Genomic DNA, 23,453 nt, shown 5'->3' on the forward strand with positions numbered 1-23,453 from the left:
GGCGAGACCCGTGGCTCGCCCCGGGCCCGGCAGGGCAGAGGGGGGCTCACACGGCAGGCAGGCTCAGGTGAGGAAGAACGACCTCACTCCACCACCAACCACCCCGTATACCGCACCACCAGCCCTGTCAGCCGCCCGCCGATCTCGACGTGAAAATGGAACCGCCCCTCACGCTCCTCCTCGAACGTCTCGCCACCCGGCGCCAGAAACAGCGGCAGCGGGATCCCGCAAAAGCGCCAGCCGCGCACCACCAGCCGCAGCTTCGCCCCCTCCGGCACCAGCGCCACCAGCACCCGGAACGGCCCGAAGACCTCCGCCAGCAGGTGCCGGTCGCGGCCCTTGTCCTCGAGCTGCAGGCTGTGGAAGCTCTTGCCCCCGAAATCCCGCGTCCAGATCTCGTTGTCGCCATCGGCGGCGAAGCGCACCGTGACCGGCACATCCTCACCCGCCGGGGGAAAGCCGATCAGCCGGGCGACGATCCTCGCCAGCCACCCGCTGCCGCGCTCGATCCGCGCCCGGCCGGAGGCGACACGCGCGCCGCCCGCATGCATGGCTGATATGGCCGGCGGCAGCCGCTCGAAGGCGCTGCCGAGAACCCTGTGGTAAAGCGGCAGGCCGGCGCCCTCGCTTTCCACCCTGATCCCGGTGGTAATCGAGAACCGCTGGAATTCCGCTTCGAAATCCTCCAGCCGCAATTCCCCCGTCGCCGGCCGCGCGCCATTTTCCGGCCTGATGCCGCGCAGCAGCCGGCGCACCAGCGCCGCCACGCCGGTGACCGGAATGAACGGCCCGTCATCCCCCTCGGCAATCAGATGCCAGCCGCAGGCAAGCGGTTTGCCGGCGGCATCGAGGCCGCTCAGGCGCACGAACATGCCGCCGCGGTGTTCGCCGATCGCCAGGCCGTGGCTCGCCCGCTGCATCAGCCGCGCAAACGGCGTGAGCGACGGCAGCAGCTTCCGCCGCGTGAGACCCGCCGCAAACCCGAGCAGCCGCTGCAGCGCCTGCGGCTCCGTGCCGACCCCGGTGAAGCTCGATTGCAGGCCGGCAAAGCGGCCCGGCAGCAGCGCCAGATCCGGCGCATCCACCAGCAGGAAAGTCCGGCTCCTGAGCGGCGCCACGCCGGGTGGAGCCACCGTCACCCGCATCGCCTCGATCAGCCCGTCCGCCTGCGCCGGCCGCCCCTGGCGCAGCACCGAGACCGGCTTGCCGGCATAGCTCGCGATCGCTCTGACGACATTGAGGCCGATCTTCACATGCGCCGACGGGGCAATGCCCGCCGCCACCGCATCGATCCCGGAAAACCGCGGCGCCATGACCTCGAGCGCGGCGAAGGACAGCGCCGGCAGGCTGCTGAGGCCGGAAAGCGCAAAAACGCCCTTCGCTTTCGCCTCGGCATCGAGCCCGCCGATACCGGCGACAAAACCGGTGCTGTCGGCAAGATCGGCATAATCGATGTCGAGCCCGATGCAGGCGCGCACGACCTTATAGGGGTCTTGCCCAAAACTCTGGAACGGCCCGGAGGCATCGACGACGAGATCGGGCTGCAGCCGCATCAACTGTTCGCTGAGATCGCCGTCACGATCGAAGCGCACGGCCTGCAGGCTCGCCCCCAGATTGCTGCTGCCCAGGCCCTCGGATCCATCTTTCGGCGATCTGAGATCGGCAACGAAATCGTCGGCCTTCTCAAGCGAGCGCCCGGCGATCAACAGCCTGAGGCGCGGTTCATCGCCAAGCAGCCGCGCCAGCCGGCCGCCGAACGTGCCGTAGCCGCCGATGATCAGCAGCGAAAGCCGCTCGCCGCTCATGCGATGAAACGGCTGCGCTGCTCCGCCGTCGGCACCATGCAGCTCTGCCGGCCGGCGATCTTCAGCCGGTTGCGGGCGATGAATTCATAGAGCGTATCGGCGACGCGGCGCGGCAGCAGCCGGAAGAGTTTCACCAGCGAATAGGGAAAGCCGAGGCCGGCCACCATGCGGATCGACCCGTCGGACTTGAAGAAGGCGCGGCCATTCTCGATGAAGATATTGGTCTCGTAATCGCGCTCGTTCAGCCCGTAATGCCGGTAGAGGGCTGCGCCGAGCGGCGACTGGGCGGCGAGGAAGCGGTAGCGCCGCTGCCTGTCGTGCTTCAGCGCGAATTTCACCCAGCCGGAGCAGAAGACGCATTCGCCATCGAAGATGATCAGCGGCTGGTCATCGGCAAAATCCGGCACATCGGCATCATCGCGATAGCTGTAAGCGGTGCGCGTCATGGTAAACTCCCCATCTCCCGCTTACAACAGCCGGTAGGTGGCGGCAAGAGAAGGCGGCCCATCCGCCGCGATCTCGCCACGCTCGACGAGATTCTCGATATGGGCGAGCACGGAAAGCGCTGCCGCCCCATGCAGCTTCGGATCGGTATCGCTGTAGATCGCCTTCACCATCGCGGAAATCTGATGGTCGCCCGCCCGGATGCGGGCCAGCACCGCCCGCTCGCGCTTCAGCCGATGCGCTTTCAGCGCCGGCAGGAAACTCGCCGGCTCCGTCACCGCCCCGCCATGGCCGGGCAGCAGCAGGCGATCCTCCCGCGCGATCAGCTGCTCGAGCGAGGCCATATAATCCGCCATCGACCCATCCGGCGGCGCGACGATCGAGGTCGACCAGGCCATGACATGATCGCCGGAGAAGAGGATATCGCGGCCTTCGAGCGCGAAGGCGGCATGATTGGCCGTATGCCCCGGCGTCAGCACCGACGTCAGCGCCCAGCCATCGCCCGATAGGGTCTGCCCGTCGCCGATCGCGATATCCGGCACGAAGTCCAGATCCGAGCTTTCGGCAAACGGATTGATCTCGCCATCCCTGAGCCGCCGCGCCGGCCGGTGCGGCCCTTGCCCCACCGTCACCGCCCCCGTCGCCGCCTGCAGCCGGCGGGCGAGCGGAGAATGGTCGCGATGCGTATGGCTGACGAAGATATGCGTCACCTCCCGCCCGCCAAGCGCTGTCATCAGCGCCTGAAAATGCGCCTCCTCCTCCGGCCCGGGATCGATGACCGCGACCGAGGAAGCGCCGACGATATAGCTGTTGGTGCCGTAAAAGGTGAAAGGCCCGGGATTCTCAGCCGTGACCCGCGCGACCCCTGGCGCCACCGGCACGGCGCGCCCATAGGCCGGCTCGAAAGCAAGGTCGAATGCGGGGCTTTCCATGCGGGACGATGCTCTCGATGCCGATGACACCGCCCATTCCTAGCATGGGCCTTGGCACTCTGCAGCGCATAAATCTGCGCGAGGCGCAACTTAGTCATTGTGACAGACGGAGAGCTTTGCTAATCAGGCGTCGATTTGAGCCGGCGCTTTGCGCCGAAAGCTCTGGTGGGGCGTCGCCAAGCGGTAAGGCAACGGTTTTTGGTACCGTCATCCCTGGTTCGAATCCAGGCGCCCCAGCCAGTTTTTATCGCTTTCCTCGGTTCTATTCTTCCCGGCTCACGCGGAGTTTCGACGGAGCGGAATGGTCGCCTGGGTCAAGAGCGGCATTGGCTGTTTCGGCCGTTCACCATTATAAAGATAACTATACGATTGTATTTATATCTTTATCGGGCGGAGCATTGCCGCCATAGGATCGTACTTGTACGACTTTATCGTCACACCTTCACTCCTCGTTGAAGAAATCCTCATCCAAGCGCTTGAATTCTACGGTACGATACCCCCGCACCCCCACGTCATGCTCGATCATGAGGTCAGCCAGTTCGCGGCCATCAATCAGTATGACCCGCTGGGCGAGGTGCTTGACGTAATCGCGTGCCGGTTGGCTGAAGGTTGAAGTCGTGACGAAGACGCCTTTGGTGGCGCCGAGGCCGACGAGGCTGCCGACGAAGCCGTTGACGTCCGGGCGGCTGATCGGATTACCGGGCGTGTAGCGTTTGGCCTGGACATAGATCCGGTCGAGGCCGAGGCGATCCTCGTTGACGATGCCATCGACACCGCCGTCACCGGAGCGTCCAAGCTGGGCTGCCGCGTCCTTGTGGCTGCCGCCATAGCCCATGGCGATTAGGAGATCGACGATCAATTGCTCGAAGAAGGCGGGGCTGTTCGCGAGGATGCGTTGAAGCAGTTCGTCGCGGAGCGCAGCTTGGAGTGCCGCATGGGCCGCATCGATCTGCTCCTCCGGTGTTGTCCGGGGCGAGGCCGTGTCGAGCGATTTTGCGATGGCGCCGACCTGCTCGGTGGTGCCACTTTCGTTCCTGTAAAACTCGCGGAACTCCGGCTCCCGCATCAGGAGAGCTACATCAATACGTTCCGGCGCAGTCGCCAGCAGCGCCTTGCCTTTGTCGGTCGCAACAAACCGACCACGCGCGGGCGATGCGATCAACCCGGCCTTGCTCATGTAGAATTTCGCCCAGTGGATGCGATTGTGAAGCAGGCGCTGGCGTCCGCTCGGCAGAAGCTCGTCCCGCTCCTCCGGCGTCAAACCCAGATCGTCAGCGATCCGCTCTGCGACGTCGGCGACGCGGGTTTCGCCCTTTGCAGCAAGGAGCAGAACGGGGAGCATGAGGGTCTGGTAGTCAGGGATCATGGTCGCTTCAATTCTTGCGCAGGATGACGGCCATGGTGGACACGATGTCCGACTGGGAAGGCCCCTTGATGATTTCGCCGTTGCTTGCCAGCCTGTGTTTGCCAAAGTGTGCCAGGAGGGCTTGCTCGATCCTTCGTGCCTCGTCCTCGCTGCCCGTCGGCTGCTTCAGAGCGAGGTCCCAGGTCAGGCCGGTGACTTCTGCTGCCATCGGCGCCTGATAGGCTGCGAGCCGTATGGCGGGATCGTTCGCATAGCCGATCTTGAAGGCGAGATCGCGCCCGCGCTGATCCTTCAGGGCAAGGGCATAGACAAACCACACCGCATGGTCGCCGAAGCGGCCGCTGAACTCGCCTTCATGCTTTGGCGCCAGCTTGCTGTTCTTCTGGGCTACCAGCCCGCGCCCAAGCAATGTCTTGGGTTCCGCTAGCGTGACCGGCCGGCGCTCGAGCGCCAGAAGCGGTGCTGACGCTTCCGGATCGAGTTCAACAACGGTTGATTGCGCCCGCAGATGATGGGCGCCGGTCAATGGCCCCACGAGGCGCGAAAAGACGTTCTCTTGTGACGTGATTTCCCAGACTGAAATCGGATGAAGCGCATAGGGAAATTCGCTTGCCGCGCGCTCCGTGATGCCGTTGGTGGCGATCTGGTTGATATAGTTTACTGTGTTCACTTCCAGTGACGAGACTTGATAGAGACCCAAAACACGGCCCCGGTAGTCTGACGAAGTTGGCTCTCCCCTCGTACCAACCGTGAAGACGTAATCTCCCTCGTCCAGTGTCTTTTTCGCCTGCGTGCGGGCTGCCTTGGAACCGAAAGTCAATGGCCAGCAGGGATCACCCGGCGGCCCCCAGACATAGGTGAAAAAGACTTTCGGCATGCTCCCCTCCCTTCGTGGTTCCGTATCGCTGCTAACGTCGCCCCCGTCCGCGTTTCGCCTTGGGGGCCACCGCGCGTTCGGCGCGGATGCGCTCCAGCAGTTTTTCGGCGGGCTCGTCACCTTCGTTCTGGGGGACCAGTTCGCCGCGGAAAGCCTTGGCGAGTATCGCCTCGTCGAGCTTGCCCACCAGTTCCAGCGCGCGCTTTGCTTCCCCCGCCAGCCGATCGATTTTGGCAAAGGCCGCTTCGATGCGGCGGACGATTTCGTGTTGTTCTTCGAGGGGGGCGAGACAAATCTGCATCGCACGAACCTCCGGGAAGTAGATCGTAGTGTGTGTGGTTCCCTTACCGAATTCCCTGATCTCGTCCCCCTCTGCCATTAATCCATACATCAGAAATCTTGGCAGGAGGGCTTCAGTGCAGGTCCACGTGACGAAATCCTGGCTTGTTGCCATGGGTTTGCCCATGATCGTCACGTAGCCGACGGACGCCGTTCGAGACAGGCAAACGGTTCCCGCGGGCAGCAGGCGTGCTGAAGAGTTGGCTAAACCGTCTTCGTTCGTGTTCTGGATTGTGTCTTCAATCACCCTTCCATGATGCTCGCCTGCATCCTTGATGCCTATCCACGGGATGTCACCGTCCCACCATTCTGGATGTGATCGGCTTGGGGTGTGGCCCGTCTCCTGCCGCGCGATGCGGTTTAGCGGTACCCACTGCCACTTTGCGGGAGCTTCGCGAGACGGGGTGTTGACCGCCAACGCTGCCTGCCCTTGGATTACTCTGTCAGTTGCTTCCCTGCCACCTCTAGGCTGCGGGGGTGTTGGAGTCTTTTCAATCAGATCGGACGCAGTCGCGAGTTCCGGCTTCTTGGCCCTCCAGTCTGAGGTCAGAATTCCCAGAAAAGAGGATCTGAGCACGGCCTGCTTGTAGCGGGAGACGAGAGTTTCGATGCGGGCGAGTTCGGTGCGGGCGCGGGCGGATTTCGCGTTCAGTACATCCAGCTTGGCCACGATGCGCTTTTGCTCGGCCAGAGGTGGCAGGCAAATATGCAAGGCACGGATCTCGGGGAAGTAGATTGTAATGTGGGTTGTCCCTTTCCCAAATTTTCGCAATCCCTCGCCTTCAGCAATCAACGCCTTGACCAGGAACTCCGGGACCAGCGCCTCTAAGCAGGTCCATGTGACAAAGTCTTGGCTGGTCGCCATTTCTCGACCCATAATCGTCACGTAGCCAACAGAAGCTGTTCGTGACAAACATACCGTGCCCTTCGGCAGCAAGCGCGCTGATGAGTTCGCCAGTCCAAGCGTATTGGTAGTCTGTAGCGTGTCGTATATGACACCTCCATGGTGAAGCCTTGCATCCCGAATCCCTATCCAGGGAATATCCCCTTCCCACCATTCGGGGTGCGACCGACTGGGAGTGTGGCCCGTCTCCTGACGAGCGATGCTATTCAGGGGTACCCATGCCCAACCGGGTGGGACTGATTCCACAGGCCTGTTAACTGCCAACCCAGCCTTGCCTCTGATGTGCATGCTGGAGATATCCGGGCTCATTCCGCCGCCTCCGGAAGCTCATCGGCCAGTTCCGCCATCAGCGCCTCGATCTCCAGCGTCGCAGCTTGCAGATGGCCGAGGATGGCGGCGGCGATATCGTCGGGTTCGGTCAGGCCCTCGTCCGCCTCTTCCTCCGCCTCGCGCAGCCAGGTGATATCGAGATTGTCACCACGCTTGGCAATGTCGTCGCGGGTGAATTTGCGCCAGCGACCGGCTTCGCCTTCTTCCGGCCCGCGCTCGGTGCCGTAGGGGCTTGCGCCAAAGGCCTCCTCGAACGCTTCGAAATGGGCCTGCGTTAGCGGCGTGGTCTTGCCGAATTTCGGCATCTGAGCGCGCAAGTCATAAATCCAAACGGCCTTCGTGTTGCCGGTCTCGGTCTTGCCGCGCGTCAGGAAGATAACATTGGTCTTGACGCCCTGCGCATAGAAAATGCCGGTCGGCAGGCGCAGGACGGTGTGCAGGTCGCACCAATCCATCATCATCTGGCGAAGCTGCTTGCCGCGTCCGTCTTCGAATAGCACATTGTCCGGCACGACGATGGCGGCACGGCCACCGGGCTGAAGCGCACGGATGCAATGTTCGACAAAGGGAAGCTGGTAGGAGGAAATCGTTGCGGTGACGGAGAGATCGTCGCGCGTCGGCGCGCCACCCGCCGGGCCGAAGGGCGGATTCGTGAGGATGAGATTGGCGCGGCCGAGACCCTTGCCCTTGTCCGAGAGAGTGTCTCCCAGATCGACATGGTCGCTGTCGATGTCGTGCAGATAGAGGTTCATCAGGAGCAGGCGCAGCGTGCCCGGGACGTTCTCCATGCCATGGAAGGCGTGGCGTTTCTGAAATTCCTGCTCCTTCTCACCGAGATCGAAATAATTGTCGGTGCGGGCGCGCATGAAACGATCGGCGGCGATGAGGAAGCCACCCGTGCCGGCGGCAGGGTCCTGGATCACTTCGCCGGGTTTGGGCTGCATCAGACGCACCAGAAGCTCGATCAGCACGCGGGGAGTGAAATACTGCCCGGCGCCACGCTTGGTTTCTTCCGCGTTCTTTTGCAGCAGGCCTTCGTAGAGATCGCCGAACTGGTCGCGCTCTTCGGAGAACCAGTCCAGTTCGTCGATGGCGGTGACCAGCGTGGTGAGATTCTGTGGTTCGCGGATGAAAGTGGAGGCGTTGTCGAAGATTTCCTGCACCATTTCCGGCAGGGGACGAGCATCGCCATACCGCTTGCGCTCCTCCGGCGTAGCGTTCTCGCCAAGTTGCAACACAAGAGCATCGTCATGCCCAAGCCGGGTGCTGGTGGCGCCGAGCGTGACCAGCACCTTTCGGTAATGCTCCAGCTTGCGTAGGCCGTTCTCCGCCACCAAATCCGCCCAGCGCATACCCTTCGGCAGACTGCCCGTTTCGCGGTTGCGCTCGGCCATCATCTTCAAAAACAGCAGATAGGTCAGTTCCGTCACATATTGCTGATAAGTGATACCGTCCTTGCGCAGGACCGTGCAAAGGCGCCAGAGTTTCTGGACGATGGCATTGGCATTCATGGCTGAGTCTTTTCTGATCGCGGGTCGGTGGGTGGGTTTGTAACGGGCGTGAGGCTCGCGTCAACTCAGGCGGCAGGTGGTGCCCAGATTGCTTCGTTGAAGGTGTGGAGGACGTCGTCCAACTCGCCATCGAACTCCTGGGATATCCGCTTGAAGCCGCCTTTATCGGCAAAGACGCCGTGGTCGAGCAGGGTCGGATCCGCCACGGGCTTGTCCTTCAGTGCGCGGCCAATGCGGCGCAGCCATTCCTTTTGCTTCTGCGTCCAGGGCCGTGACTGCTCAATCTTCAGGATGGCGTCTTCCACGCGCTTTTCATAGGGAATCAGCGGGTCGCCGAGGGCTGCCTGCCGCACGAAGCCAATGATATGGGCAGCGATATCGGCATTGCGGGCTTTGCCATAGGCGGCGCGCAACATCGCTTCGGAATAATTCCTCTCGTCCAGAAGGCCGGCGAGTTCCGACAGTTCCTTGCGGGTCAAGTCACGCGGGCGCTGGGTGACGGCAATCAGCGCCGGAACCTGATTCATGTTCTCACGGACGAAGCGCTCGAATCCGGTGATGTAATCCTCTGGCGTGGTGTTCTTGCCGAAGATTTCTTCGATGCGCAGCAACTCGTCTTCATGGGTGGAGATGATGACACCGTCGTCGCCCCTTGCCGCCTGCACCGGTCGACGCTCCAGGAGTTCGATGGCGCGGGGATGGGCGGCGAGCCAGTCCTGCAGTTCGGCGCCGCGGCACGTGGCAAGCCGCTGCACGGCCATCTCCGGGCTCTCGCCAGTATGACGCTCAAAGCTCTCGCGAGTCTCGGCATCCATACGCTTGCTCATCGCGCGCATGCGTACGATCACCTGTCCTGCGACCCAGCCCTTGTCCTCTTCCGTCTCGGCGTTCTGCAGATCGGTGACCAACTGACCGAGCGAGACATCCGGCTTGACGACGACGGGGCGCATGTCCGTCACCTCCTGCAGTTCGGCATAGAGGTCAACGGCATCGAAGATGCGGAAATGCTCTTTACCGATCTCAGTACAAAGACGTGTCGCACGGCCAATCATCTGATCGTAAAGGATGCGGCTCTTCACGCGGCGAACAAAGACGAGGTTGCAGATTGAGGGCACATCGACGCCGGTGGTCAAGAGATCGACGGTGACGACATATTTCGGATAGGGATCGTTCTTGAACTTCAGGATCAGATCGTCAACCTTGTCGACATTGCCGGTGATTTTCATCACCATTGCGTGCGGCACTGCGTCCTTGCCATGTTCTTCCTGCAATTCCTCTATCAGCAGGCGCACAATGTCATCGGCATGGGCATCGCGGGCGGCGAAAATCAGCGTCTTGCCCGGCTTGTTCGGAGGAATTTCCGTCGCGATGGCACCGCAGACGATGCGGTTGAAGGCTTCCGAATAGACGCGCTTGTTAAAATCGGCGACGTCGTAATCCAGTGAGATATCATCCGGCAGTTCAAACAGATCGATCTGACCGGTCTTGCGGTCAATGATCTCGACCTCTTCGCCACCATCGAAATGGATGCCCGCTTCCGAAAGTGCCGTGGTGATACGCTTCGGCGGCAGGTGATCGTTCAGATAACCTTCGACCACGGCCTGGCGGTAGCCATAATGGAAGACCGGGTGCCCGAAGATTTCGCGGGTGTGCAGCGCGGGCGTCGCGGTCAGCGCCACTTTCACCGCATCAAAATAGTCGAGGATCTGCCGGTAGGCTGACTGATAGTCATCAAGATTGCGGAAGCCGATATCATTTTCTCTCAGCTCCGCATCCAATGTGTAGCCGCGATGGGCTTCGTCGACGATGATGCAATCGAAGGTGCCGGGCGTCGGACGCTTAGCTGGGTCCGGCTCGTTCAAGATGCGGGCAATCAGCGACTGGACCGTCGCGACCTGTACCTGATCCTCATTCTCGGGGACTTTCTTCTCCAGGCCGGCGACCTTGTAGATCTGGGCGAAGTTCAACATGCCCTCGATCTCGGTCGTTTCCAGCGCGTCGTTCGTCTGTTTGCCAAGCGCTTTACGATCGACGAGGAAGAGGATGCGGCGGAACCGCTTGTGCTTGAGCAGCCGGTACATCAACGCAATGCTGGTCCGAGTCTTTCCGGTGCCGGTCGCCATGGAGACGAGGACATCACGCTGGCCGGCGACAATCGCATCCTCGACCGCGGCGATTGCCTCTTCCTGGTAGGGGCGCATCTTGCCATTGCCGAAGCTTTCCTCGGCCAGACCCTGCGCGGCTGCGTCGACATCAGTTTCCAGGATGTCGAGCAAATCTTTTGGCGAGAACCATGTCGTGAGCGGCCGCGGATGGTTTTTGTCACGGCGCAGGTCGCAGAACCAAATGCCCGACTTAGTTTGCCACTGCCGGACGAAAGGGCGACCATTAGTGGCGAAGACGAATGGCACGCGGAAAGGATCTGCAATCCCATATTTCCAAGGGCCGTCTCGGTGTTGGTGCTCCGGTGGAAGCTCGATCGTCCGGGCATAACGTTCCGCCTGATGCAGCGTCGACGGTACATCCACGCTCTCGCGCTTTGCCTCGATGACACCGACACAGGTAAGCCCAATAAAAAGGGCGTAGTCGGCTCGTCCACCCTCCGACGGCCATTCGGCAATCGCGAGGTTCCGGCCTTCCTCCGGCCGCGCTCCCTTCTGATGGACGGGTGTGCTGCTGTCGGCTTCCCAGCCGGCGTCGACAAGCTGCACGTCGATGAGGCGCCGGGTTTGTCTTTCATCGAGTTCCAGGCGGCTCGCGGCCTGCAGGCCCGCTTGCTTGAACTCCATCTGCAATTGTTGTGGCTGGGCTTCAGCCTCTTTCTGCAACTGGGCAAGTTTTTGTGCGAGTTCGGCTTGATTGGCCTCCATCTCCACGGCGGTTTGCGCCAAGACAGCGCTGTCGGCTGCTGCCTGACGAGCGAGTTCCTCGGCGGCAGCGCGTGCTCTGGTGAGCTCTTCCGCCGAGGCGTGGGCTGCGGCAAGCCGCGCTTCGGCTTCTTGCACCTGGCGACGAAGCGCCTCCAGTTCCGACTTGGTCGTCTCATCTATTGCGGCCGAAGCCTTGGGCGGCACAAACGGCCCCGGCTTGAAGCCGGCATCGCGACTATAGGTGCGGCGATACCAAACGCCCAGCGCGCGGCAGAATTTCAGCGCAGCCAGCGCTTCCGATGGCGATCCAGCCAGACTGTGCGCCGCATCATTGCCGCGCTTGCGGATCGCATGGAAGATATCCGACACTTCCTTGGGTAGCACCTGCGAGGCCGAAAGCCGCCGAATCAAATCGTTCGCCGTCTCCCGTGCAGTCGGATCATAGACGCCGGAAAGAGCCGCGATTTCCTTGACCATGTATTCGCCGAACTGACGGCTTTTGATGAGTGAGGTATTGGCGTCCTCCGAAAAGAAACGCTCTGCCAGGACACCAAGTCGGTGGAGCTCGGGACTAATCTCTCTGAGATGATCAAAATTCGCCGACAACTGCTCTACCTAATGCCCCCGATCCCCGCTGGCATACATGCCACACGTTCTGGGTGCGGGCAAATGACTCCTACAAATTGTTGAGCGGAAATTATTTCGGATAGATTAAGTGCTGAAGATGTAGCGGGAAGCTGGTCGACCGTGTCGTGAAGATCTCTACTACAGGTCAGGCGGCACAACGATGCTCTTGGACTTGACTATATGGTGTGATCTAACTCGGCTCCTGATTATGTCGCGCGTGTGGACCGATGCCGATTGAAATTGAGGAAGTGCTGCGACGCTCTGAGCAAGGTGCAACAGCGCCTTACATTTGTCGGGGAACGAACGATAAGCTGTACTACGTTAAGGGCAGGGGTGCCGGGTATGACTCCCTCGTTAAGGAATGGGTTGCCGGCAATCTTGCTCGCCGCTTTGGCCTGCCCATAGCGCCATTCGATCTGGTTTATGTTCCCAGAGAACTCTATGAAGCCGGGCGGAATGGCAACTTGCGCGATCTTGGCTTCGGACCATTGTTTGGCTCCGAAGAGATACCCAATTCGAACGAGTTAACGGTTTTGAACGCCGGCTCTCTTCCGGCCGAATTGAAACGAGATATTGCGGCGTTCGATTGGTGGGTGAAAAACGGTGACAGAACTCTTTCCCAAGCGGGTGGTAACCCAAACATCTTGTGGTCTGAGAGTACGAAACGACCTGCCATAATCGATCACAATTTGGCTTTTGATGAGGGCGTAACGCTTCGTTCACAGCTAACGGGTCATATTTTCGCGAGCGCGTTGGAGGAGATTTGCGATGGAGCAGATCTCCAAGCCCACTACAATGAGAAGTTCAAAGAGGCTTTGTCTGATCTACTAAAGATCATTGATGACATCCCACCCAGGTGGCACTATGTAGACGATGCCGAGACGATCGAGATCAGCTTCTCCTTTAAAGATGTTGAGGCTGTGCTGAGACGATATGAAGTGCAGGCGTTTTGGAAACGAAAATGAGACGGCAAGCAATAAGCTATGCGATAATCCGTTTTCGGCCGCACGCTGAGACGGAAGAGTTTGCCAACATTGGAATAGTGCTGCTGGCACCGCAAATGGGCTACCTCGACTTTCGGCTCGAGACCAAGCGCTTTGGCAGATTGACCAGCTTCTTTGACAGCGTTGAAGCGACGACCATCCGGTCGGTGCTGAAAAACTATTACGCGGAACTGAAGCGGATCAGAGATATCGCCGGCCACAATGGTAGCGGGCAGGCTCGGTTCGAGTTTGAAATCACTGACAACGCCGAGCATCTCTTCTATGCGCTGACCAAGGATCGTGAAGGTATAATTCGGTTCAGCGAAGTCCGCTTTGCGATGACCGAGGATCCCAGGAATAAACTCGATGAACTCTTCGCTCACTATGTGAGAAGGAATTTCGCGAGCTCGACCTATCGCGAAGGACTCTTGGAGCGACATGTTCGAACCATGCTTAAACTTCGAGAGATCGATCGAAATTTCAAGCGGCTTTCGTTCAATGACGGCGTATATTCAGCGACATTTCCTTTTGTCGAACTCGCCGATGATAAACCCGTCAAAATTCTGAAGCCGATCTACCTCGGTCAAGAGGATCCGAGCCGCATCCTTGATCATGGTAATAAGTGGTTGTTCACCGTTAACCGCCTGAAGAAGCTTCTGCCGCGCGATATCGTTTTCGCTGTTGAAGGACCGGCAGGCCAATCGCTTCGGCGACAGGCATTTCAGGAGGCGATCGAACAATTCAGAGCGAGCGACATCCAGGTGGTCGACGCGACAAAGGAACGTGAGTTGTTGGAAGCAGTTCACGGCTGAGGCACTTCAAACAACCGAACTCCAGTCAACTCCGCCATCCTCTCCACCAGCGCATCCTGAAACCCCGGATCGCCCACCTCCGCCGCCGCCTCCCGCTGCTGCCGGTGATACCAATACCCGCCGCTCACCCTGGCCGCGCCATCATCGCTCGTCGCCAGCCACGTCTGCGTGAGATGCCCCATCTCCAGATCATCCGGCGCGCCGGCGCCGCCCATTTTGGTCGGCACCCAGCCGGGGTCGACGGCGTTGCTGAAGACATCCGGCCAGTGGCGGGCGATGGCGGCGGCGAGGGTGGCGATGTAGAGCTTGCTTTCCGAATAGGCCTGGCTGGCGTTCCATGGCCGCCGCTTCCAGTCGATATCGTCAAGGCTGCTGGCGCCGCTGCGGTGCATGCCGCTCGTGAGGTAGATCAGGCGGTCGGGGCGGGTGATCCAGGCGGTGAGGAGATAGGGGGCGAGCACGTTGACCGCCAGCGTCTTGGCGTGGCCTTCGGGCGTTTCGCCGCGGCTGCGTTCGAGGTAGATGCCGGCATTGTGGATGATGGCGTCCATGCGGCCGATGGCGTTGACCTGCTCGGCGATGGAACGCGTCTCGGCGGCGCTGGCGAGATCGCCGATGACGAGGCCGAGGGCGGCGGGTGATGTGTCTGCTACGGCGGCGGCGCGCTCGCGGGAGCGGGCGTGGAGGACGACGTCGTGGCCTTGGCTGATGAGGGTGCGGGCGGCGGCAAGCCCGAGGCCATCGGTGGAACCGGTGATGAAGATACGGCTCATGGGGGTTCCTTTCGCGTGCGGCGTGGTGGGCGCAGAGTGCTTGGGGAGGGGTGCTTGGGTCAAGTCGGGGACGACGGAGAGGGGAGGGTCTTGAGTGCGACATTCGACGCAGACGATCGGGGAGGGGCAGCCCCTCATCCGGCTGCCGCCACCTTCTCCCCGCTTGCGGGGCGAAGGGGATATGCCGTGAGCTCTCCGTCCCTCGCTAACGTCTTATGTGGCACGTCCCCTCGCCCCGTTTACGGGGAGAGGGTTAGGGTGAGGGGCAGTTTTTTGGGCGGAGCTCCATGAGCGGCGGGCATGGGTCCTCGGGTCAAGCCCGAGGACGACGGAGGGTGGGGGAGCGTTGCTGCCAAACCCACCCGCTCACGCGCCTACTTCCGGCCGTCAGCCCGCCGGCCGCACTCACTCACCCGCTCCCTCCGGCGCTCCGCCCCCGCCGCAATCGTCTGCACCAGTTCATCCACCTCGCGCGCCAGCCGCTCCAGCGGCAATCCCACGAACCGTCCCTCCAGGCTGATGCTGACCACGCCGTGGACGGCGCCGAAGAGGGTGCGGGCGCGGATGGCGCGGTCTTCGGGCGGCATGTCGGGCTGCAGTTCGGCGAGCGGTTCGGCGATCACGTCCATCAGGAAGAGGTGTTCGTCGAGGTGCCATTGCGGGGTCGGGCTGGTATCGGGGGGGAAGTGGTCGAACAGCGCCTTCCAGAGGTTGCGGTGCTCGACGGCGAAGGCGAGGTAGCCCTGGGCGAGGTTGCGCAGCCGATCGGTCGGGCTTTTGTCGCGGGCCTCGGGCAGCGTCAGCCTGGCTTCCAGCGCCTTCAGCGTCGAGGAATTGACGTGGATGACGAGCTCGGCGAGGTCGGTGAAGACGGTGTAGAGGCCGCCGAGGGCGCAGCCGGCGTCCTGGGTGATGTCGCGGGCGCGCAAGTTCGTCAGCCCGTCGCGGGCGATGCGTTCGCGCGCCGCCTCGATCAGCCGCGCCTTCAAATCCTCGCGTTTTTCTTCTCGTCTGCCGGCCATTCACCATTCCACTTCGATTTTTTGAACGACGTTCAAAATTTATCTTGAACGTCGTTCATGATTCTGCCATAACAGCACTCGTGAACAACGTTCATAAACCGGAGGAAAGAAATGTTCAAATTGATTTCCACATTGCTGCGGGGCAGGGCGCATGATGCCGAGCAGGCGTTTGCCGATCGCCACGCCGTGCCGCTGCTCGCCCAGCAGATCCGCGATGCCGCCCAGGCGATCCAGTCGGCCCGCCGCAGCGTCGCCGTCGCCATCGCCCAGAACGAGCAGGAGCGGGCGCAGCATCAGACGATCGTCGGCCGCATCGCCGATCTCGAAAGCCGCGCCATCGCGGCGCTCAGCAAGGGCAACGACGGCCTGGCGCGGGAAGCGGCCGAGGCGATCGCCTTTCTCGAAGCCGAGCGCGATGCATCGGAAAAGGCGCAGGCCCAATTCACCACTGCGATTGCCAAGCTGAAGGGCATTGTCCGGGCCGCCGAGGCGCGGCTGCAGGAGTTGCAGCGCGGCGAGCGGCTGGCGCGGGCCACCGAGCAGGCGCAGAAGCTCGATGTCGCGGTCGCCGGCCCTGGCCTCGCGACACTCGACGAGGCCGAGGAGACCTTGGCGCGGCTTCGCCTGCGCCAGAGCCAGAACGAGCTGACATCAGCCGCCCTGAAGGACATGGAAAGCACCACCCGGCCGGCCGGCATCATCGAAAAGCTCGCCAATGCCGGCTGCGGCGCACCGCTCACCTCATCGGCCGATGACGTGCTGGCCCGGCTGAAGAGCCGCATCACGCCGGCCGCCTGATTTCATCCAACCATTCACCCCTCAAAATTGAAGGATCACTGCAATGAACGACAGTTTCCAGAAACACTCCGCCAGCTGGGTCAGCTTCTCCTACATCTCCTTCGGCGCCGCCGCCTTCATGCTGGTGCTCGGCCTTTACATGATGCCGCTCGATCTCTGGGGCAAAGGCTATCTCGCCATGGGCATCCTGATGCTGGTGCAGACCACGGTGAACATCACCAAGACGCTGCGCGACAATGCCGAATCCGAGAAGCTGATCCGCAAGGTCGAGGATGCCCGCACGGAAAAACTGCTCGTCAAATTCAATCGTAGCGATGAAGATTGATCTTCCTTAACCACAGCGCAGAGTTGTTGCCGCATTCAACCAATGGGTAACAACTCTGTGGCCTTCTCTGCAGGCCTAAAGAAGGACTCCCGCCGTGCAACACAATCTGATGACGTCTAGAAAATTCGCGCCGCTGTTCTGGACCCAGTTCCTCACGGCCTTCAACGACAATTTTCTGAAGAACACGCTGGTGTTCCTCATTCTCTTCAAGATGTCGGCGAACGAGGGCGCCGCGCTGGTGACGCTCGCCGGCGTCATCCTCATCGTGCCCTTCCTGCTGCTCTCGGCGCTCGGCGGCGAGCTGGCCGACAAACATGACAAGGCGAAAATCGCCGAACTGCTGAAACGATGCGAGATCGGTATTGCGGCGCTCGCCGTCGTCGGCCTCGGCTTCTCCTCCATTTTTGTGCTGATGGCGGCCCTCTTCGGCTTCGGCGTCATCTCGGCGCTGTTCGGGCCGATCAAATACGGCATCCTGCCCGATCATCTCGAGCGCCGCGACCTGCCGAAGGCCAATGCCTGGATCGAAGGCGGCACCTTCATCGCCATCCTCGCCGGCACGATCATATCAGCCCTCGCCTTCTCCAGCGGCGACAATGTGCTGCTGTTCGGCTCGATGATGATGGGGCTGTCGCTGCTCTGCTGGCTGGCCAGCCGGATGATCCCGCCGACCGGCTCGAAGGCGCCGGATCTTCAGATCGACCGCAATGTCATCCGCTCCAGCTACAACCTCGTCATGGAAATCCGCGCCGACAAGCGCCTTTGGCGCTCGGCGCTGATGAACTGCTGGTTCTGGCTGGTCGGCGCCTTCGTGCTGTCGATCCTGCCGACCATGGTGACCGAGCTGCTCGGCGGCTCCGAGCTCGTCGTGCCGGCCTATCTCACCGTCTTCGCCATTGCCGTCGCCGTCGGCTCCGGCATCGCCGCCTGGATGTCGTCCGGCCGCATCGTGCTGCTGCCGGCCCCTGTCGGCACGGCGCTGCTCGGCCTCTTTAGCCTCGATCTCGCCTGGAACCTCTGGGGCCTGGCCTCGACTGCGCATGCGACGACGATCCTCGCTTTCTTTGCCGGTGAGAATACCATCCGCGTCGCCATCGATCTCGCCGGCATGGCGATCTCTGGCGCCTTCATCGCCGTTCCCACTTTCGCCGCGCTGCAGACCTGGGCCCATGAGGACCGCCGCGCCCGCGTCATCGGCGCCGCCAACGTGCTGTCGGCGCTGTTCATCACCGTCGGCCTCGGCCTCGTCGCGCTCATCCAGGAGCTCGGCGCGTCCATACCGCAGATCCTGATCGGCCTCGGCATCCTCAATTTTGCCGTCGCCTGGTTGATGCTGAAGACGCTGCCGACCAATGCCTTCCGCGATTTCATCTCGATCCTGTTCCGCGCCTTCATGCGCCTCGAGGTCGAGGGGCTGGAGAACATCAAGAAGGCCGGCCGGGCGCCGATCATCGCCCTGAACCATGTCAGCCTGCTCGATGGCGCGCTCGCGCTCGCCATCACCGAGGAGGAGCCGACCTTCGCCGTCGATTACAAGATCGCCCAGGCCTGGTGGGTGCGGCCCTTCCTGAAAATGTGCAAGTTCCTGCCGCTTGACCCGACAAAGCCGATGGCGACGCGTTCGCTGATCAAGGTGGTGCAGGACGGCAACCCGATCGGCATCTTCCCCGAGGGCCGGTTGACGGTGACGGGCACGCTGATGAAGGTCTATGACGGCGCCGCCATGGTCGCCGACAAGACAGGCTCGATGGTCGTGCCGGTCAAGATCGACGGGCTGGAGAAGAGCTATCTCTCCTATCTCGATAACGGCAAGATCCGCCGCCGGCTGTTCCCCAAGGTCAAGGTCACCATTCTCGAGCCGGTGAAGCTTGAGGTGCCGGCCGAGCTGAAAGGCCGCAAGCGCCGCACGGCGGCAGGCGCTGCCCTTTATCAGGTGATGTCGAACCTGTTGTTCGAGACCGCCGATACCTCGTCGACCGTGCTTGGCCGCGTCATTCAGGCGGCCCACGAATTCGGCATGAAAAAGCTCGCCGTCGAGGATCCGGTCACCGGCAGCCTCACCTATGGCAAGCTGCTCACCGGGGCCGCCGTGCTCGGCGCCAAGTTCCGCGCCCGCTTCCCGGAGGCAAACATCGGCGTCATGCTGCCGAATGCCAATGGCGCCGCCGCCACCATTCTCGGCGTCATGAGCGCCGGCAAGGTGCCGGCCATGCTGAATTTCACCGCAGGGGCCGCCAATATCCTCTCCGCCTGCAAGGCCGCCGAGATCAAGCATGTGCTGACCTCGCGCGCCTTCGTCGCCCAGGCCAAGCTCGGCCCCGTCGTCGAGGAACTGGAAAAGCAGGTGACGATCGTCTGGCTCGATGATCTCAGGGCCGAGATCGGCGCTTTGGACAAGATCCGCGGTCTGCTGCGCAAGGGCCGGCCGCTGGTGAAGCGCCGGCCGGATGATCCGGCCGTCATCCTCTTCACCTCGGGTTCGGAAGGCACGCCGAAGGGCGTGGTGCTCTCCCACCGCAACATCCTGTCGAACGCCGCCCAGGCCGCCGCCCGCATCGATTTCCACAGCGGCGACAAGGTGTTCAACATCCTGCCGGTCTTCCATTCCTTCGGGCTGACCGCCGGCACCGTGCTGCCGCTGATTTCAGGCGTGCCGGTCTATTTCTATCCCTCGCCGCTGCATTACCGCATCGTGCCGGAGCTGATCTATGTCTCCAACGCCACGATCATCTTCGGCACCGATACCTTCCTCAACGGTTATGCCAGGACCGCGCATCCTTATGATTTCCGCTCGATCCGCTATATCTTCTCCGGCGCCGAGCCGGTGAAGGCCTCGACCCGCCACACCTATATGGAAAAATTCGGCCTGCGCATCCTGGAAGGCTACGGCGTCACCGAGACGGCGCCGGTCATCTCAATCAACACGCCGATGTACAACCGCTCCGGCACGGTCGGCAAAATCCTGCCGGGTATGGAGTGGAAGCTCGAACCGGTGCCCGGCATCGATGAGGGCGGCCGGCTGCATGTGCGCGGCGCCAATGTCATGGCCGGTTACCTCCGTGCCGAAAAGCCCGGCGTGCTGGAGCCGCTCGCCGACGGCTGGCACGACACCGGCGACATCGTCACCATCGACGAGGACGGCTTCGTCAAGATCCGCGGCCGCGCCAAGCGCTTCGCCAAGATCGGCGGCGAAATGATCTCGCTCGCCGCCGTTGAAACACTCGCCGCCGAACTCTGGCCGGGCGCGCTCTCGGTCGTCTCCTCGCTCCCCGACCCCAAGAAGGGCGAGCGCCTGGTGCTGCTCACCGAAGCCGAAACCGCCACTCGCGCCGAATTCCTCGCCTTCGCCAAATCCAAGGGCGCGATGGACATGATGGTGCCGGCCGAAGTCAACATCGGCAAGGTGCCGGTGCTGGGCTCCGGCAAGGTCGATTTCGTCGCGGCGCGCAAGCTGGCGGAAGGTGCGGTGCAGGCGGGGGAGGCGGCGTAGGCGGGCGCGGAACTCTCGCCGTCCAGTTGGCGCCAATGGCTGCCCCTCACTCTAACCCTCTCACCGTTCTGACGGGGAGAGGGGACGTGCCCTACGCGACGTTGGTGAGAGACCGAGAGGTTGCGGCTTGCCCCCTTCGCCCCGCGTGCGAGGAGAAGGTGCCGGCAGGCGGATGAGGGGCAGGCTTCGCCGATCTCCTGGGCGAAGCCGCGGCCTCAACCAGCGCAACAATTTCATCCCGCCGACGCCGGCTTCAGCACCTTCAGCCTGAGACCGACAACCAGCGGCACGGTGAGCGCATAGACGGCGACGACCGAGAGCCAGATGGCGCCCGGCCATTGCTGCCGGAAGAGGAAATAGAGGCTGGAAAAGCCAAGCGGCGCGATGATCGAGGCGAGGCTGACGGCCGAGGCCAGCACGCCCTGGAACTCGCCCTGGCTGTTTTCGTCGACCTGCCGGGTTGCCAGCGACTGCAGCGCCGGCACGCCGATGCCGCCGAGGGTGAAGACCGGCATGATCGCGAAGATCATCCAGCCCCTTCCGGCAAAGGCCATGACCGTGAGCGCGAGTGAGACGCCGGCGACACCCACGAGGATCGCCGCGCGTTCGCCGAGCAGTTTCACCGCCGGCCCGGGCAGCAAGGCCTGGGCGAGCGTCTGGCAGATGCCGAAGGCGCCCAGCGAAAGTCCGATCGACAGCCCGTTCCAGTGGAAGGCGTCGCTGCCCCACAGCGCCCAGCAGGTGCCGTAGGCCTCGCCGGTGGCGCTGAAGATGAAGAACAGGATGACGATCGGCAGCAGGCTTTTGACCGCCAGCACCGAGCGCAGCGGTTTCAGCGGATTGAGCGCCGCCAGATCGATCGTCTCGCGGCTGCCCGGCCGCGATTCCGGCAGGATGAAGACGGCGAGCAGCAGGTTGGCGCCATTGAGGGCGGCGGCGGCGATGAACGGCAGCCGCAGCCAGTAATCGCCGAGCACGCCGCCGAGAACCGGGCCGATGATGAAGCCGAGGCCGAACATGGCGTTGAACAGGCCGAAGCGGCGGGCGCGTTTCTCTTCCGGCGAAATGTCGGTGATATAGGCGGTGGCGACCGACATATTGGCGCTGGTCAGCCCGGCAATCGCTCGGCCGATGAAGAGCAGCGCAAGATTGGGCGCGAAGGCGAGGAAGAGATAGTTGACGGCGGCGCCGCCAAGCGAAATCAGCAGCACGGGGCGGCGGCCGAGCCGATCGCTGAGAGCGCCGAGCATCGGCGCGAAGATGAACTGCATGGCCGCATAGAGCGCCGTCATCGTGCCGATAATGGGCGCGACGTTTTCGGCATGGGTGATATCCTCAAGCAGCGACGGCAGGATCGGGAAAATCAGCCCGATGCCGACGGCATCGAGGACAATGGCGGTGAAGATGACGATAAGGGATCTGGTCATGGGTGCGTTCCGGGTCGACGCGAGCGCGCAGCGCCGACAGAGTGCGCCGAAGGCTCACGATGAGGCCTGATCTCAGTCAGGCACTGGTTTCTGGGAGGTGCTGGCCGAACCATGGCTGATGCGCATGGCTGGCGTGTGCTCGACCGCCTGGACGACCCATTCGTCCACCTGTTTACTCCGCCACTGAGCGGATCAAGGGAGGCAGTCGCTTTTCGCGACTGAAAAGACATACGCCGAATGGTTGCGTGCGGCAAGTCTGTTTTGTGCGGGGGCGGCAGACTGATGTCAGGAAATGAAACCCGAAGTTGCTCCTCACCCTAACCCTCTCCCCGTAAAAACGGGGAGAGGGAACGTGCCATGCGAGACACTGGAGAGGGACGGAAAGGTCGCGGGATAACCCCTTCTCCCCGTAAAACGGGGAGAAGGTGGCGGCAGCCGGATGAGGGGCGGGCGGCCCGGCACACCCTCTCTCCAGCCTCATCCTTGTACGTTGCCGTTGCTGTATAATGGGGCTGTGCGACGGGGATGCGTGTCATCCTTGGGTTTTGAACTCGTACCTCAGCAAGCATCTCCGTCGCCATATCTTCGCTCGAACGGTTGGTTGGGCTTTGAGCCCGCGTTGCAAGGAGGAGCACCCCATGCATGCCCCCAAAACTTTCATGGTCGGTATCGATGTCTCGAAGGCCCATCTCGATGTGGCCATCGAGGGTAAAGCCGCCGTTGTCCGCTTCGACAACGATGCGGCAGGCTGTGCCGCACTCGCAGCCGCGGTGATCGGCGCAGAGCTTGTCGTCGTCGAAGCCACCGGCGGCTACGAGATGGCGATCGTCAGGACACTGATGGCCGCCGGCATTGCCGTTGCCGTCGTCAATCCCCGCCAGATCCGCGATTTCGCCAGGGCCAGCGGACGTCTGGCCAAGACCGATCAGGTCGATGCCCGCGTCATTCGCCACTTCGCCAGAGCGATGCGGCCGGCACAGATCCCCCATATCGACGACGGCCGCATCGCGCTTGCTGCCCTCGTCACCCGCCGCCGCCAGCTCGTCGACATGGCGGTCGCCGAGAAGAACCGCCTCGAACATGCCCCTCAAGCCGTCGCCGTGTTGATTGCCGAGACCCTCGCCGCTCTCAAGGCCCAGCTCGCCCGCGTCGATGCCGCCATCGCGCTCGCCATCGACGCCGAGCCCGATATGACCGCACGCCGCGACCTGCTGCTGACCATCCCGGGCATCGGCGAGGTCGGCGCCGCCGTGCTCATCGCCGAACTGCCCGAACTCGGCGCCATCGACGACAAGAAGCTCGCCGCCCTCGTCGGTGTCGCACCGATGGCCCACGACAGCGGCACTTGGCGCGGACAACGCCACATCGCCGGCGGCCGCGCCACCGTCAGATGCGCCCTCTACATGGCAACGCTCTCGGCCATCCGCTGCAGCCCGGCCATCAAGGCCTTCTACACAAGGCTGCGCGACGCCGGCAAACCGCCAAAGGTCGCCATCGTCGCCGCCATGCGAAAATTCATCATCATGATCAACACCATCCTTAAAAGAAACACACCCTGGAACGAGCCCCAACAACACGGTTGCTGAGGTGCGTAGCCCAGAGGGCGAAGCCTCGAAGGACGGGGCTGGCCACCGCAGCCACCCGCCCTCGTCCTTCGAGGCCCCTCGCGGGGCGCCTCAGGATGAGGGCTAATCGTTGTGCGTGTCGCCTGCCAAACGCGCCAACAAGACCGCAGCACCCCCAATGGCGCGTTTCGCCTGCCGTTCGGCGCATATGAGGTTGTCTCGCCGGAACAGTCGCTTCACCATGAAGGGAACT

Annotated in this window: 16 protein-coding genes, 1 tRNA gene and 1 pseudogene; 7 read left to right on the top strand and 11 right to left on the bottom strand. The window is 62.3% G+C overall.

Annotated features, from left to right (window positions below; genetic code table 11):
• Positions 1 to 83: 83 nt before the first annotated feature.
• The 3 genes from BBJ66_RS12725 to BBJ66_RS12735 are packed head-to-tail and all read right to left on the bottom strand — an operon-like array spanning position 84 to position 3,181.
• The gene (locus tag BBJ66_RS12725) at positions 84 to 1,805 is read right to left on the bottom strand and encodes an SDR family oxidoreductase (protein WP_071087415.1); all 1,722 of its coding nucleotides are present in this window, start codon (positions 1,803 to 1,805) and stop codon (positions 84 to 86) included.
• Positions 1,802 to 2,251, bottom strand: coding sequence for a thiol-disulfide oxidoreductase DCC family protein (locus BBJ66_RS12730; RefSeq protein WP_071087417.1), 450 nt, complete (start codon positions 2,249 to 2,251; stop codon positions 1,802 to 1,804). The genes BBJ66_RS12725 and BBJ66_RS12730 overlap by 4 nt, the downstream gene beginning before the upstream one ends.
• A gap of 21 nt (positions 2,252 to 2,272) precedes the next feature.
• On the bottom strand, positions 2,273 to 3,181 hold the full coding sequence (locus tag BBJ66_RS12735) for an MBL fold metallo-hydrolase (RefSeq protein ID WP_071087419.1): 909 nt from the start codon (positions 3,179 to 3,181) through the stop codon (positions 2,273 to 2,275).
• Positions 3,182 to 3,347: 166 nt separating this feature from the next.
• On the opposite strand from BBJ66_RS12735, the gene BBJ66_RS12740 reads away from it, so the two are divergent.
• Positions 3,348 to 3,421: transfer RNA gene (locus BBJ66_RS12740), tRNA-Gln, on the top strand.
• Positions 3,422 to 3,623: 202 nt separating this feature from the next.
• Here the strand turns inward: BBJ66_RS12740 and BBJ66_RS12745 are convergent.
• From BBJ66_RS12745 to hsdR, 5 genes are all read right to left on the bottom strand, one after another.
• Positions 3,624 to 4,547: a restriction endonuclease gene (locus BBJ66_RS12745; protein ID WP_071087421.1), complete on the bottom strand. Its 924-nt coding sequence runs from the start codon at positions 4,545 to 4,547 to the stop codon at positions 3,624 to 3,626.
• 7 nt (positions 4,548 to 4,554) lie between these two features.
• The gene (locus BBJ66_RS12750; protein WP_116429632.1) at positions 4,555 to 5,424 is read right to left on the bottom strand and encodes a GIY-YIG nuclease family protein; all 870 of its coding nucleotides are present in this window, start codon (positions 5,422 to 5,424) and stop codon (positions 4,555 to 4,557) included.
• A 31-nt stretch (positions 5,425 to 5,455) separates the two neighbouring features.
• Complete coding sequence (locus BBJ66_RS34100) at positions 5,456 to 6,976, bottom strand: restriction endonuclease subunit S (RefSeq protein WP_116429633.1); 1,521 nt, start codon at positions 6,974 to 6,976, stop codon at positions 5,456 to 5,458.
• Complete coding sequence (locus BBJ66_RS12760; protein ID WP_071087427.1) at positions 6,973 to 8,508, bottom strand: class I SAM-dependent DNA methyltransferase; 1,536 nt, start codon at positions 8,506 to 8,508, stop codon at positions 6,973 to 6,975. The genes BBJ66_RS34100 and BBJ66_RS12760 overlap by 4 nt, the downstream gene beginning before the upstream one ends.
• 65 nt (positions 8,509 to 8,573) lie before the next feature.
• A complete protein-coding gene (gene hsdR / locus BBJ66_RS12765; protein WP_071087429.1) occupies positions 8,574 to 11,984 on the bottom strand; it encodes a type I restriction-modification system endonuclease in 3,411 nt (1,136 codons plus the stop codon).
• Positions 11,985 to 12,232: 248 nt separating this feature from the next.
• On the opposite strand from hsdR, the gene BBJ66_RS12770 reads away from it, so the two are divergent.
• Complete coding sequence (locus BBJ66_RS12770; RefSeq protein WP_071087430.1) at positions 12,233 to 12,970, top strand: HipA family kinase; 738 nt, start codon at positions 12,233 to 12,235, stop codon at positions 12,968 to 12,970.
• Positions 12,967 to 13,800, top strand: coding sequence for a DUF3037 domain-containing protein (locus BBJ66_RS12775; RefSeq protein WP_071087432.1), 834 nt, complete (start codon positions 12,967 to 12,969; stop codon positions 13,798 to 13,800). Before BBJ66_RS12770 ends, BBJ66_RS12775 begins: the two co-directional genes overlap by 4 nt.
• Here BBJ66_RS12775 and BBJ66_RS12780 read toward each other — a convergent pair.
• Positions 13,791 to 14,573, bottom strand: coding sequence for an SDR family NAD(P)-dependent oxidoreductase (locus BBJ66_RS12780; protein ID WP_071087434.1), 783 nt, complete (start codon positions 14,571 to 14,573; stop codon positions 13,791 to 13,793). The genes BBJ66_RS12775 and BBJ66_RS12780 overlap by 10 nt on opposite strands.
• A gap of 374 nt (positions 14,574 to 14,947) precedes the next feature.
• The gene (locus BBJ66_RS12785) at positions 14,948 to 15,595 is read right to left on the bottom strand and encodes a TetR/AcrR family transcriptional regulator (RefSeq protein WP_071087436.1); all 648 of its coding nucleotides are present in this window, start codon (positions 15,593 to 15,595) and stop codon (positions 14,948 to 14,950) included.
• 111 nt (positions 15,596 to 15,706) lie between these two features.
• Between BBJ66_RS12785 and BBJ66_RS12790 the strand changes: the two genes are divergently transcribed.
• From BBJ66_RS12790 to BBJ66_RS12800, 3 genes are all read left to right on the top strand, one after another.
• Positions 15,707 to 16,393, top strand: coding sequence for a PspA/IM30 family protein (locus BBJ66_RS12790; RefSeq protein ID WP_071087439.1), 687 nt, complete (start codon positions 15,707 to 15,709; stop codon positions 16,391 to 16,393).
• Positions 16,394 to 16,436: 43 nt separating this feature from the next.
• Positions 16,437 to 16,718 carry a YiaA/YiaB family inner membrane protein gene (locus BBJ66_RS12795; protein WP_071087443.1) on the top strand — a complete coding sequence of 94 codons (282 nt, stop codon included), beginning with the start codon at positions 16,437 to 16,439 and terminating at the stop codon, positions 16,716 to 16,718.
• A 94-nt stretch (positions 16,719 to 16,812) separates the two neighbouring features.
• On the top strand, positions 16,813 to 20,208 hold the full coding sequence (locus BBJ66_RS12800) for an acyl-[ACP]--phospholipid O-acyltransferase (RefSeq protein ID WP_071087445.1): 3,396 nt from the start codon (positions 16,813 to 16,815) through the stop codon (positions 20,206 to 20,208).
• A gap of 233 nt (positions 20,209 to 20,441) precedes the next feature.
• On the opposite strand, the pseudogene BBJ66_RS12805 reads toward BBJ66_RS12800, so the two are convergent.
• A pseudogene (locus BBJ66_RS12805) lies at positions 20,442 to 21,638 on the bottom strand (TCR/Tet family MFS transporter); the annotation flags it as partial.
• A gap of 635 nt (positions 21,639 to 22,273) precedes the next feature.
• Here BBJ66_RS12805 and BBJ66_RS12810 point away from each other — a divergent pair.
• Positions 22,274 to 23,221, top strand: coding sequence for an IS110 family transposase (locus BBJ66_RS12810; protein ID WP_071087449.1), 948 nt, complete (start codon positions 22,274 to 22,276; stop codon positions 23,219 to 23,221).
• Positions 23,222 to 23,453: the final 232 nt, after the last annotated feature.

Origin of the sequence: Rhizobium sp. RSm-3, from assembly GCF_001854685.1 — a bacterium.
In the GTDB taxonomy this organism is placed as follows: Bacteria; Pseudomonadota; Alphaproteobacteria; order Rhizobiales; family Rhizobiaceae; genus Rhizobium; species Rhizobium ecuadorense.

Bases quoted from the DNA above. Each gene is read 5' to 3' on its own strand.
- BBJ66_RS34100 (WP_116429633.1), bottom strand. From the start codon at position 6,976: ATGAGCCCGGATATCTCCAGCATGCACATCAGAGGCAAGGCTGGGTTG.
- BBJ66_RS12750 (WP_116429632.1), bottom strand. From the start codon at position 5,424: ATGCCGAAAGTCTTTTTCACCTATGTCTGGGGGCCGCCGGGTGATCCC.
- BBJ66_RS12795 (WP_071087443.1), top strand. From the start codon at position 16,437: ATGAACGACAGTTTCCAGAAACACTCCGCCAGCTGGGTCAGCTTCTCC.
- BBJ66_RS12730 (WP_071087417.1), bottom strand. From the start codon at position 2,251: ATGACGCGCACCGCTTACAGCTATCGCGATGATGCCGATGTGCCGGAT.
- BBJ66_RS12745 (WP_071087421.1), bottom strand. From the start codon at position 4,547: ATGATCCCTGACTACCAGACCCTCATGCTCCCCGTTCTGCTCCTTGCT.
- BBJ66_RS12785 (WP_071087436.1), bottom strand. From the start codon at position 15,595: ATGGCCGGCAGACGAGAAGAAAAACGCGAGGATTTGAAGGCGCGGCTG.
- BBJ66_RS12725 (WP_071087415.1), bottom strand. From the start codon at position 1,805: ATGAGCGGCGAGCGGCTTTCGCTGCTGATCATCGGCGGCTACGGCACG.
- BBJ66_RS12775 (WP_071087432.1), top strand. From the start codon at position 12,967: ATGAGACGGCAAGCAATAAGCTATGCGATAATCCGTTTTCGGCCGCAC.
- BBJ66_RS12780 (WP_071087434.1), bottom strand. From the start codon at position 14,573: ATGAGCCGTATCTTCATCACCGGTTCCACCGATGGCCTCGGGCTTGCC.
- BBJ66_RS12810 (WP_071087449.1), top strand. From the start codon at position 22,274: ATGCATGCCCCCAAAACTTTCATGGTCGGTATCGATGTCTCGAAGGCC.
- BBJ66_RS12735 (WP_071087419.1), bottom strand. From the start codon at position 3,181: ATGGAAAGCCCCGCATTCGACCTTGCTTTCGAGCCGGCCTATGGGCGC.
- BBJ66_RS12760 (WP_071087427.1), bottom strand. From the start codon at position 8,508: ATGAATGCCAATGCCATCGTCCAGAAACTCTGGCGCCTTTGCACGGTC.
- BBJ66_RS12770 (WP_071087430.1), top strand. From the start codon at position 12,233: ATGCCGATTGAAATTGAGGAAGTGCTGCGACGCTCTGAGCAAGGTGCA.
- BBJ66_RS12790 (WP_071087439.1), top strand. From the start codon at position 15,707: ATGTTCAAATTGATTTCCACATTGCTGCGGGGCAGGGCGCATGATGCC.